We start from the raw sequence: 12,248 nt of genomic DNA on the forward strand, positions 1-12,248 counted from the left end.
CATAACACAATAAATATGGGCTTTTTTACCTTTCTTTTGATGACCACAAGATTATAGAAAGCATCTTTTATTTAGTTACTTTTATAAAAATATGAACGGTCAGTGCATATTTTAAAAGGTAGTTGGAAACAATTAAAGATAGTTCATACTGAACTATCCCCTGTAATTTTTGAGCCCTAACTTTTAGGGCTCTCTTTTTGATAAAGTTGGCGTTGCCGTTTCAGTAATCGCGATAGAATAGTTCCTGACAGCAGTCTTGACAGCCAATAAATCACCCAAAAAAAGCCACTGTCTAAACCGATTGTATCAAAGAACGGTTAGACCAATTTTCAGAAGTGTCAATGAAAAAGTAGAGATTCTCTCCTATTGTTACTGCGAGTATAAACCTTGATTTCTACTGTCTATTTACAATAGATTCATAAACTGCCTAGCTTATATAACCAAATGTATAATGCTTTAATCACCATCTAGTGATCACCTATGAATATTCCATTTACTGAGGCAAGTAATCCGGATAACATTATTTGTACGCAAGCCTTCCCTTTCTACCTGCTATTGGTGGCTGTGCTTGAAAATAAATGACTCACCAGACTCGCTCGAGTAAGATAGTTCTTTCTTGATGGGAATTCCACCCGTTCATATATGACGACATTTTTCGGTTAATGTTCCTATACTTTTTCACTCGAATACTTTTATTTTTCCAAAAATTTACCTAAAGGCTTAAAAATCCCTTCAACGATTTGAGTTGGTCCTGGCATTTCCGGAAAGAAAACGAGGAGGATAGCAAGTAAAGTTCCTCCTACTGTCAATGTTATAAAGATTTGCTTTTTTCTTTTCTGATTTTTGTTTGTTTTTGACCATTCATAAAGTGTAATAAGGCTAGAACACCTAATTGTCACTTTTGATTTTATTTTGAGCTTTTTTTAATAATTTTTACTTGATTCCGATTACTAACTGTTCCGTGCAACTACACAACTTTTGTTGTTATGGTTCCGATATTATTTAATTTTAAGTATTCTTTCAACTTGAGTAAACAGAGTAAAGAGTCTTTCTATTAGCCTAAAGTTCCCTCAGTAATCTTAATGTAACAGTAGTTTCTCGAATATTAAAGCGATTCGGTGGAATCATACGACAGGTTGCTTTTTTTGAAATCATGAAAAGGGGGGATTACAAAGGGAACAGTTCTCTGGCTTCAATCGCATTTTAAAGAGGCGCATTTTCCTCTTCCTTGTCCCATTCGAGTTTAAATAGGGATAGAGAGGGAAGTTTTTTTAATAAAGATTAAATCATGTATACGAAGGAAAGGAGAATAAATTATATGAAAATTTATGAAAATCTCAACAAAAATTATATCTCTGGTGAATGGCGTGATGGTCAAGGAAAAACCACTTATGAAGTAAAAAATCCCTATAATGATGAAGTTCTACAAGAAATAAAAATGGCTAGTAAAGAAGATATCGATGAATCTTATCAATCTGCTGAACAGGCTAAAAAAGAATGGGCAAAATATAATCCATTTGAACGATCTTCCATTATGGAAAAGGCAGTGCAGATTATTGAAGCGAGAAGAGAAGAGTTTGTTGATCATTTAATTAGGGAAGGGGGTTCATCACATCTGAAGGCTAACGTCGAAATTGACTTTGTTATTGCAATTACAAGGGAAGCAGCATCTTTTCCCCTTAGAATGAATGGGGAAATTGTACCTTCCCTTATCCCAGGAAAGGAAAATAGAATTTACCGAAGTCCTTTAGGGGTAGTTGGTGTAATCGGGCCATTCAACTTCCCAATGTATCTTGCCATGCGTTCGGTAGCACCGGCACTTGCTGTCGGTAACGGGGTCGTACTGAAACCAGATGAGCAAACTGCGGTAACTGGCGGGATATTACTTGCGAAGGTATTTGAAGAGGCGGGATTGCCGAAAGGAATCTTTAATGTTGTGGTTCCAAACTTAGAAGATATCGGTGATGCATTTGTGGAACATCCAATTCCACGGTTAATTTCATTTACAGGATCTACTTCGGCAGGACGGTATATTGGTGAAATTTGTGGAAGAAATATTAAAAAAGTTGCACTTGAGTTAGGGGGGAACAACCCGCTTGTAGTGCTTGGTGATGCGAAAGTGGAAAGTGCAGTAAATTCCACATTATTCGGTAAGTTTATGCATAATGGACAAATATGTATGGCTATTAATCGAATTATAGTTCATAAGGATTTATATGAGGAATTTGTTGAGAAATTTGTTGAAAAGACCAAAAGGATTAAAGTGGGCGACCCAAGCGAAAAGGATAATCTAATCGGTCCTTTGATAAATCGGCAGGCAATTGATCGGATTCTTGAACAAATTGAATCAGCTAAAAAGCAAGGGGCAGAAGTTGTGCTGGAAGGAAAAGTGGAAGGGAACGTCATGCATCCTTATATACTAACTGGTTCGAATGATGTAGCGACTGCTCAAAACGAAATGTTTGGCCCGGTTGCAACCATCATTTCTGCTGAAAGTGATGAAGAAGCAATTCGTATTGCAAATGATACCCCATTTGGTCTAAGTGGGGCGGTTCACGCAGGTTCCCCAGAAAGAGGTGTGGAAATGGCCAAACAGATAACTTCCGGCATGGTTCATGTGAATGACCAAAGCGTTAACGATGAGCCATTGATTGCGTTCGGAGGTGAGAAAGCATCTGGATTGGGGCGATTCGGAGGAAAATGGTCACTTGAAGAGTTTACTACTGTCCAATGGATTTCTGTGCAAACCGAAGAAAGAGAAAGTCCTTTCCATACAGATTATCTGGAATAAAAATAAACATAAAGGAAGGACAGAACAGACATAAAAGGGATTATAAAATAATGGAGATAAAGGAACTGATTCAACCGATCCCCTTCTTGTTTAATCCCCACCTAAAAACAGGTGGGGATTAACATATTCAGTAAGTTTCGGTGATTAAACTACTAAAAGAACTTTTGCCGGCTAAGGTTAAAGAAAGAGTAAAGAACTAATTATACTAAAGGTGCAAAATAGAATAAAGTATAGCCTCCAAAACTTTATTATTGGGCCAATTTGTGGAATATGGCTTATGGGGCTGCTGAGCGTTGGTGTTCAAGTAATTTGTCCCACGGATGTCCTTGCATTCTCTTTGAAACATCTTCCATCTTCTATTTGCATAATTGTATTCAAATTCCACATACTACTAACAAGAAGTGGCGGTAAAAAGGGTGTGCAGGGATGAGATTTAAAAGAAATAAATCCAAAAAGTCTTTGATAAATCAGGCTAATCTTTCCATAAAGAATATCAAAAGTCAATTAAATCATACTAGCGATTTAAAAGACCGTGAAATACATAGCAATAATCAAATCTATATTATCCTTTACATCAATTCATTAGTTGATCAGGAAAAGCTTGAATCAAAAATAATTAAACCGCTTATAAAAATGGAAAACAACAATATTTTAAATGAACTATATAGCCAGGAGATCAGCACTGCCAAAAGTAATAAAATAGCCATCAACGGATTATTAGACGGTTATTGTCTGCTAATAAAAAAAGGCAGGAATAGTGAAGGATTCCTGCTGAAAACGAACGCATCAACCGATAGAGAAGTTTCGGAGCCTATCGTAGAAAAAACAATCCTTGGGGCAAAAGTAGGTTTTGTTGAAAGCTTAGACAAAAACATTTTTTTACTCCGTACTGTAACAAAATCACCCGATTTCACGGTTAAAAAGTATACATTGGGTTCCTCAACAACAACGAATGTATCACTAATTTATTTGGATCACTTGACAGATCCGGAAATCATAAAAAAGGTTGAACAACGTATAAAAAGTATTACGCTTGATTCCATCCGATCAGCAGGAGATATTCAGGATTGCATTGAAGATCATACAGTTACTCCATTTCCCCAGCTTTTACTTACAGAACGGCCAGACCGAGCTTCAGCAAATTTAAAGGACGGAAGGGTTGCTTTAATTATAGATGGAAGTCCTACTGTAATTATATTGCCAGCAACATTTATGACGTTCTTTCAAACACCGGATGACTATATTACCCGTTGGTGGTTAGGTTCATTTTTTAGATTTATACGTCTATTCAGCTATATCATTGCACTTATTCTACCGGCATTATATATTGCATTCGTTTCATTCCATTATGAAGTAATTCCATTGGAGCTTGTTTATTCGTTACAGTCTTCGTTGAGCTACGTACCATTTCGGCCATTTATAGAGTTATTGATTATGCAACTTTCCTTAGAGTTGCTTAGAGAAGCGTCCATTCGACTGCCACCTTCCGTTGCCACGACTTTTGGGATCGTCGGAGGGCTAGTTGTAGGAACAGCAATGGTTGAGGCAGGAATTGTCTCCTATGGTGGTCTTATAGTTGTTGCATTAACATCAGTCTCATCATTTGTTCAGCCAAATCTAGAAATGAGCAGCTCGATTCGTATATTAGGATTTCCTTTAATGCTATTGGCAGCTATATTCGGCTTTTTAGGAATTGTCATTTGAGTGTTATTTGTGTTAATTCACTTGTCACGCCTTACTTCATTCGGTCTTCCATATTTTTCACCTTTTGTTCCATTAAACATGGAGGATTTTAAAGATACTATCATTCGTGTTCCTTCTTGGATGATGTATAAACACTCTAAAAATTCTCCTCATTATAAGCAAGAAAAACGATCAAGGAAGTGGAAACTAGATGAGAGTGAAGAGCCGTATTAGTTCTGTAAATTTATTTTTTCTGCTGGTGCAAACAATGATTGGTGTAGGCTTGTTATCATTACCTCATCAAACACATGAAGCAGCAGGCAGTGACGGATGGATTTCCATTTTAATTTCTGGATTTTTTATTCAACTAATTGTACTGCTTATCTGGTTACTTTGCAGGAATTTCCCTAATCTTACCTTATTTGATTTTTCTAAAGTAATTTTGGGGAAAACTTCTGGAACTATATTAAATTTTTTATATATTATTTACCTGCTCACAGTGATTTGTTATATCTTCATTAAATATGCGGATACCTTGAAACGATGGATACTCCCTGAAACTCCAGCATGGATATTATTTTTGATAACATTCGTTCTACTTATTTTTAATCCATATCAAACATAAATTTGCTGTGATACTATCTGGAACATTCGTCCTTATCGTTTCGATAATATTTTATTATATGGAGATTACCTTACTTGAAAAATGGTTAAAGCATTTAAGTTTAATTTTCGGCATTATTATCCCTATCCTACTGCTTTTAATAACAATTATCTTTAAAAGAGAGGTGGGATCGACCTATGGGAAAAAATGAGCTCTTCTTGATCTTATTTATTCTTCCATTACTAGCTGGGTGCTGGGATGAAAGACTTCTAAAGAATTCCCGTACTGTGTATATATCGGGTTTTGACTTGGATGAGAATGATGATTATCAAACAACTTCAATTATTAGAGATATGAATATTAGTGAGTCAAGCAGGGGGGAAATATCCATATCGAATGAACTGGTAACTGGAAAAGGAGGTTCGATAAAAGAGGCAAGCATGACAATTGATCAAAGCGTACCTGGTAATTACGATCCAGCAAAAGGAAGAACTTTAATCTTAGGAATCGACATCGCCAAAGGTGATATCTACAATGTGCTGGATTCTCTTTACCGGGATCCAAGGGTGGATTTAAACGCCAAAATTGCTGTGACAGATATTTGATTTAAAAAAAATATTAACTTAATAGATTTAAAATGGAGATGGTAATGTGTCAAATGTTGTAATTATCGATTCGGTTCGAACAGCGATTGGTAAATTAGGTGGGGCTTTGGGAAATGTAGATGTGGATTATCTTGCAGCGAGAGTTCTTGATGATGTTGTGAAAAGAACAGGCATTTCCAAAGAGGTTGTAGATGAAGTCATTGTGGGACAGGCAAAACAAAGTGCGGATGCTTCAAACTTAGCAAGGGTCGCTGCACTGAGAGCTGGGTTTCCGGTTGAAGTTCCTGCATATACTTTTCATCGCCAATGTGGATCAGGTGTACAAGCAATCAATTCAGCTGCACAACAAATTCAATGTGGGCTATCGAATGTTATTATTGCAGGTGGAGCTGAATCAATGAGTACAGCTCCGTACTATATTCGAAATGCTCGATTTGGCTTGCATTCAGGTAACGGTTTATTGCTTGACCCAAATACGGAAAGTCAGCCAGGATCCCAGCCTGAAGAGTACGGGATACAAACGATGGGAACGACGGCAGAAAATCTAGCTGAAAAATATAAAATTTCAAGAACAGAACAAGATGAGTTTGCATTAAGTAGTCAAGAAAAGGCGAAAAGGGCAATTTCCAGTGGACTTTTTGAAAAAGAAATTGTTCCATATTTAGTTAAAAATAAAAAAAGTGAAAAGGTATTTAAAGTTGATGAACATCCAAGGGATACAAGCTTGGAAAAACTAGTAAACTTAAAACCAGCGTTTAAAGAAGGTGGGACTGTAACTGCAGGTAATAGTAGTGGAAGAAATGATGGGGCTGCAGCTTTAATATTAATGTCAGAAGAAGAGGCAATCCGACTTGGAAAGAAACCGAAAGCAAGAATTGTTGCGCAAGCCTCAGCAGGAGTTGATCCGAAGTTTATGGGGATTGGTCCAGTTCCCGCAACATTAAAAGCCTTGAAAATAGCTGGTTTAGAATTAAATGATATTGATGTTATTGAGTTGAACGAGGCCTTTTCAGCACAATCTCTCGCGGTAATAAAAGAATTAAATATGGATATGAATAAAATCAATCCAAATGGTGGTGCTATTGCTCTAGGACATCCAATTGGTGCAACAGGAGCTATCTTGGCGACAATACTCATTCACGATTTAGAACGCACTGGAAAACGTTATGGTTTAATTACCCTATGTATAGCTGGAGGGTTAGGAATCAGTACGATAATTGAAAATACCCAATTTTAAAACTTAAAGATGTTTTGTCGCTAATATTATCATTATATTAATCTATTATATTATTTTTTAGTGATATTAAGTTTGTAGTATAAGATTAATAATTTTTGTATAATAAAAAGGTTCTGGCCTCTGTTTACATTATCATAAAAGAGTGCTTAGAAAATTAGGGTTGAGGTGAGAAGTTGAACACAACAAAACAAAAAATAGCAATAATTGGTGCTGGGACGATGGGATTAGGTATTACGCAACTATTTGCCCAAAATGGTTTTATTGTAAAATTAATTGATTCCAATGAACAAGTAATACAAGCAGCAAAAGGGAAGATTGAGGATGAACTTTCTTTATTAAGAAAATACGAGTTTATACCGTTATCTGAAATGGATTCATGGAGTTCAGGTTAAAGAGGTGGAAACACCACGATTGGAGAAAGATCAAGTACTTGTTAAAGTAGAAGCAGCAAGTATTTGTGGCAGTGATTTACATATGTATGAAGGGATGAATGCGTATGAATGGGTGCCCACACCTGTAATTTTAGGACATGAATTTACTGGAAAAGTAGTGAAAGCAGAAAATCCTAATCATGAATATTTACTGGATAAACGTGTGATAATTAAATGTGGACATTGTAAAAATTGCCAGAAGGGGAATACAAACCTTTGTGATCATGGGAATGGATCAATGAGCAAGGTAGCTGCTGAATCTTTACGTTATGGATTTAGAGAAAATGGTGGAATGGCAGAGTATGCTGCTATTTACTACCAAAACGTTTTAGAAATACCGGATGAGATTCCAAGTGAAGTTGCTGGTTTGCTTGAAGCGGTCGGTATTGGTGTACGTGCTATTGAACGGGCCAGTCTTCTGCCAGGAGATACAGCAGTAGTTATCGGACCTGGTCCAATTGGTTTATCGATGATTGCTTCTCTATCCAATTACGGGTTTGAACGATTAATTGTAACTGGATTAACGCAAGATGAAGAGCGATTGAAATTAGCTAAGGAGCTTGGTGCAACAGACATTGTTTATGCTGACAAAGAAAACGTGGTAGATGCGATTAGTCGGATAACGGATGGAGAAGGGGTCGATCATGTGTTCGAAACAAGCGGTTTCCATCAGTCTTTAGTAGATGGTGTAAGGATGTGTTCAAAAGGGGCGGAAATTCTCTTAGTCGGAATCAGTGCAAAGGATACAATACTTCCAACAAATGAAATTGTCAGAGGCGAAATTACCGTGAAAGGCGTCTACGGTGTAACAGAAAAAACGTTGAAAAGGACAATTTCTATGGCGGCATCTGGTAAATATCCTTATGAAAAATTAGTGTCAGACAAATTTTCCTTAGATAATGCAGTGAACGGATTTGAAGTTGGCCTAGCAAAAGAAGCAATTAAGGTGATACTGGAGCCTTAATTTTATCTTGTTAGAGAGTTAAACATTCAGAACCGGATTTCGTGAAACACCCAAGCAGCTTGCATGAAATTTGCAAGCTGCTTAAACTCTATTAAGAATAATCTGTGATAACTGTTATCCAAATTAGTGTATATGGATTGAATTCTTCCAAAAAAAAGTACGATAGATTGTGTTTGAGTTACTTGTTTTAAATAATCATGTAGTTTCTTTAGTTCCATTTTTAATATATCCTGATTTAAATCTGATGTAAACAATACTATCAATTGTTGATAGTATAATTGGCAAAACCCTCCGATACCTACAGTTTTATTTAACCAATTGATAACTATTTTTTTATTTTAAATAAATAAAAAATTTAAAATAGTCATTGACATGAAAACGTTACCATGATATCTTTTAAGTGGCTAGACCACTCAGACACTTATTGACTCAGTTATTAGATTTGTAAGAAGTCTATGAGTGGATTCATATGAATTGAATTAATTACTTTGAAAAAATATAAAGGGGACAAACTCATGAAAAGAACAGGTGGGCAACGTGTAGTGGAAGTTTTAAGGAAAGAAGGAGTTAGAAAAGTTTTTGGTGTTCCTGGTGAAAGTTATTTAGCTGTAATGGATGCTTTTTATGATCATTCAGATATTGAATATATTTCAGCAAGACAGGAGGGAGGAGCCTCCTTTATGGCCGAAGCGTATGCAAAAGCCTCGGGAGATGTTGGAGTTTGTATGGCTACAAGAGGGCCGGGAGCGACTAATTTATCAATAGGTATTCACACGGCCCAGCAAGACTCCACACCTTTAGTTGCCTTAATAGGTCAAGTTGAACGCTCTTTTAAAAATAGAGAAGCATTCCAAGAAGTTGATTTTGTTCCTTTTTTCAGTCATTTATGTAAGTGGACAGTAGAAATAGATCAAGCGGATAGAGTTCCTGAACTATTGCATAGAGCTTTTCATATAGCACGTTCAGGCAGACCAGGTCCTGTGTTAGTTTCATTACCTGAGGATATGTTGGAGGATTTAACAGGGGATGTCACACATACACCTTACCATGTGAATTCTATTCAACCGAATACCGAATCTGTTAAACAAGCAGTAAGTGAATTATCAAAAGCGGAAAAACCGATTATCATTGCAGGTGGGGGAGTAGACTTAGCAAAGGCACAACCAGAACTTATCCAAATTGCAGAGACGTTGCAAATACCAGTTGTTACTGCGTTTAGACGTTTTACTGCATTTCCAAATTCGCATCCAAACTATGTAGGATCATTAGGGATGGGAGCGCCAGCTTATTTGCTGGATTATATAAAAGAGTGCGATTTAATTCTAGCTTTAGGGACAAGGTTTACGCAACTTGCTACAAATAATTATACTCTTTTAAATGAAAATACTCGTTTAATCCATGTTGATATTTCACCGGATGTTCTAGGAAAAGTGTATACACCGACATTGCCAATTGTTTCTGATGTAAAAGAATTTACAAAGGAACTATTAAAAAATATTGAACCAATAAAAAATCAGCAACGTTCTTATAACCTTAACGAAATAAATAAAAAATATAATACCTATTCAACAACAAAAGAAGATTACAGCGAAGATTATGTAGATATGGATGGGATGATGCATGACTTGATTCAGAGACTTCCGAAAGACTCTATCATTACGAATGATGCTGGAAACTTTTTCACTTGGCTATCACGTTATTATCGCTTCGATCAAGCAGATACCTATATTGGACCAACGTCAGGGGCAATGGGGTATGGATTGCCAGCAGCTATTGGTGCAAAATTTGCTAAATCTGAAAGAGTCGTAGTTTCTTTTTCAGGCGACGGTGGCTATATGATGACAATGCAAGAGTTTGAAACAGCAGTGAGATATAATATTCCAGTTATAGCAATTGTAGTGAATAATAGTATATATGGAACCATACGTTCACATCAGGAAAATAAATACCCAGGTAGAGTAGTTGGAACTGAATTGACAAGCCCAAATTTCGCCAAAGTAGCTGAAAACTTTGGTGGATACGGTGAAAGGGTCGAAAAGAATGCAGATTTTATTCCTGCATTAGAAAGAGCATTGTCTGCAGGTAAACCAGCTTTAATAGAAGTTTTAACAAATCCTGAGATTCTTACAGCAGGTCAAGAGAAAAACGTGAAAATACAAACGCTTACACAATAAAATGAAATAAAACAAAGAAGTGAGGGAGTATTATGCTTTATATAGAGGGTGAATGGATTGAATCCCAAACAGGCGAGGTTATCCAAGTAGTGAATCCAGCAACAGGTGAAGTTATTGGAAGTGTAGCAAAAGGCGGAGGTAATGAAACGGAAAAAGCTATTGAATCCGCAAAAGCAGCTTTTCCATCATGGGCGAAACTTATTGCTAAAAAGAGATATCAATATTTAATGGAAGTGGCTACTATCCTGCGTTCAAGAGCAGACCAAATTGCCTCATTGATTACGAAGGAAATGGGGAAGCCGCTAGGAGAAGCAAAAGGTGAGGTTGCGATGGCAATTGATTATATCGATTGGTATGCAGAGGAAGGAAAGCGGATATATGGTGATACAATACCTTCATCTTCAGAGAACAAACGACTTATGGTAATTCGTCAGCCAGTTGGAGTAGTAGGAGCAATCACACCGTGGAATTTTCCTATCGCTATGATAACAAGGAAACTTGCACCTGCATTGGCTGCTGGATGCACGGTTGTACTGAAGCCAGCATCGGCAACTCCGCTAACGGCAATAGAAGTAGTAAAAGCGTTTCATGAGGCAAAGGTTCCGAAAGGTGTAATAAATTTAGTGCATGGTTCAGCAAATGATATTGTTGATGTCATGATGGAATCTCCTGTTATTCGAAAGATTACGTTCACTGGTTCAACAGAAGTAGGCAAGCAGCTTGTTCGCAAATCGGCAGATACAATGAAGAAGGTTTCCATGGAGTTAGGTGGTCATGCACCATTGATTGTTTTTGAAGACGCTAATATAGACGCAGCAGTTGAAGGAGCAATCGCAAGTAAGTTTCGAAATGCAGGTCAAACCTGTGTTTGTGCAAATAGAATTTATGTTCAAAATAGTATTGCTGAACAATTCTCCGAACGTTTTGCACAAAAAATAAATGAATTAATGGTTGGAAACGGTCTTGATTCTGGTGTGACAATTGGCCCGCTGATCAATGAACGAGCAATTGAAAAAGCTGAAGATCAAATTAAAGATGCTGTTGAAAAAGGAGCAAAAGTTGTAGTAGGAGGAGAAAGATTAAACGAAGGAAAGTTTAAGGACGGTTATTTCTATCAACCTACTCTATTAACAAATGCTACGCATGAAATGAAAATTTCTCATGAAGAAACGTTTGGTCCAGTAGCTCCAATTTTTGAATTTGAAACAGAAGATGAGGTCATTGAAAAAGCGAATAATAGTGTTTACGGGTTAGCTTCATATATTTTTACGAACGATGCCTCACGTATTTTCCGAGTTAGTGAAAGACTTGAATACGGTATTGTTGGAATTAACGATCCAGCACCTACCGTAGCGCAGGCACCATTCGGAGGTGTGAAAGATTCGGGTGTTGGGCGCGAAGGCGGTAAATATGGAATTGAAGATTATCTGGAATACAAATATTTATCGCTTCAATTAGATTTGTAGGTTGAACTCATAAATAATTCACTTTATTTTTACGAATAAATATATAAGTATGTTTATTAAATGGTGGTCAGGAACTGTGATTATTTGTGCATTCTCTCATTCTCGATAGGTACATCTTGGTAATATTTTTAAAGCAGAGGGTATTTCTATGATTTGGATTGACAGAGCTTTGGAATACCCCTGACACTTGTTGTCGGATTATTATCATGTATTAGTATTGATTGAGTGTATTAAAAAAACAGATTTGTAACCGCTTACTTAAGGTGTGGTGAGGTATAAAATTTTTCCCGATA

General features: G+C 36.7%; 8 protein-coding genes and 2 pseudogenes. 9 read left to right on the forward strand and 1 reads right to left on the reverse strand.

What is annotated here, in order from left to right; translation table 11 throughout:
- Window positions 1–201: 201 nt before the first annotated feature.
- Window positions 202–282: pseudogene (locus D1B32_RS24160) on the reverse strand (spore coat protein); the annotation flags it as partial.
- 1,036 nt (window positions 283–1,318) lie between these two features.
- Between D1B32_RS24160 and D1B32_RS17180 the strand changes: the two are divergent.
- From D1B32_RS17180 to D1B32_RS17225, 9 genes and pseudogenes are all read left to right on the forward strand, one after another.
- Entirely contained in the window at window positions 1,319–2,791 is a 1,473-nt protein-coding gene (locus tag D1B32_RS17180; protein WP_095308197.1) for an aldehyde dehydrogenase family protein, read from the forward strand.
- Between the two features lie 426 nt (window positions 2,792–3,217).
- Window positions 3,218–4,708: pseudogene (locus tag D1B32_RS17185) on the forward strand (spore germination protein).
- Complete coding sequence (locus tag D1B32_RS17190; protein ID WP_240033824.1) at window positions 4,686–5,099, forward strand: GerAB/ArcD/ProY family transporter; 414 nt, start codon at window positions 4,686–4,688, stop codon at window positions 5,097–5,099. Before D1B32_RS17185 ends, D1B32_RS17190 begins: the two are co-directional and overlap by 23 nt.
- A 176-nt stretch (window positions 5,100–5,275) precedes the next feature.
- Window positions 5,276–5,683, forward strand: coding sequence for a Ger(x)C family spore germination protein (locus D1B32_RS17195; protein WP_240033825.1), 408 nt, complete (start codon window positions 5,276–5,278; stop codon window positions 5,681–5,683).
- Window positions 5,684–5,729: 46 nt separating this feature from the next.
- Window positions 5,730–6,920 carry a thiolase family protein gene (locus D1B32_RS17200; RefSeq protein WP_118889974.1) on the forward strand — a complete coding sequence of 397 codons (1,191 nt, stop codon included), beginning with the start codon at window positions 5,730–5,732 and terminating at the stop codon, window positions 6,918–6,920.
- A gap of 173 nt (window positions 6,921–7,093) precedes the next feature.
- Window positions 7,094–7,312: a 3-hydroxyacyl-CoA dehydrogenase NAD-binding domain-containing protein gene (locus tag D1B32_RS17205; RefSeq protein ID WP_095308201.1), complete on the forward strand. Its 219-nt coding sequence runs from the start codon at window positions 7,094–7,096 to the stop codon at window positions 7,310–7,312.
- A gap of 19 nt (window positions 7,313–7,331) precedes the next feature.
- Window positions 7,332–8,315 carry a zinc-dependent alcohol dehydrogenase gene (locus D1B32_RS17210; RefSeq protein ID WP_144029174.1) on the forward strand — a complete coding sequence of 328 codons (984 nt, stop codon included), beginning with the start codon at window positions 7,332–7,334 and terminating at the stop codon, window positions 8,313–8,315.
- Between the two features lie 515 nt (window positions 8,316–8,830).
- Complete coding sequence (locus D1B32_RS17220; RefSeq protein WP_095308205.1) at window positions 8,831–10,489, forward strand: thiamine pyrophosphate-dependent enzyme; 1,659 nt, start codon at window positions 8,831–8,833, stop codon at window positions 10,487–10,489.
- Window positions 10,490–10,521: 32 nt separating this feature from the next.
- The gene (locus D1B32_RS17225; protein WP_095308208.1) at window positions 10,522–11,955 is read left to right on the forward strand and encodes an NAD-dependent succinate-semialdehyde dehydrogenase; all 1,434 of its coding nucleotides are present in this window, start codon (window positions 10,522–10,524) and stop codon (window positions 11,953–11,955) included.
- Window positions 11,956–12,248 lie beyond the last annotated feature (293 nt).

The organism is Oceanobacillus profundus (genome assembly GCF_003515705.1).
GTDB classification, from domain to species: domain Bacteria; phylum Bacillota; class Bacilli; order Bacillales; family Amphibacillaceae; genus Oceanobacillus; species Oceanobacillus profundus.

Bases quoted from the DNA above. Each gene is read 5' to 3' on its own strand.
- D1B32_RS17180 (WP_095308197.1), top strand. From the start codon at position 1,319: ATGAAAATTTATGAAAATCTCAACAAAAATTATATCTCTGGTGAATGG.
- D1B32_RS17190 (WP_240033824.1), top strand. From the start codon at position 4,686: ATGAGAGTGAAGAGCCGTATTAGTTCTGTAAATTTATTTTTTCTGCTG.
- D1B32_RS17195 (WP_240033825.1), top strand. From the start codon at position 5,276: ATGGGAAAAAATGAGCTCTTCTTGATCTTATTTATTCTTCCATTACTA.
- D1B32_RS17220 (WP_095308205.1), top strand. From the start codon at position 8,831: ATGAAAAGAACAGGTGGGCAACGTGTAGTGGAAGTTTTAAGGAAAGAA.
- D1B32_RS17225 (WP_095308208.1), top strand. From the start codon at position 10,522: ATGCTTTATATAGAGGGTGAATGGATTGAATCCCAAACAGGCGAGGTT.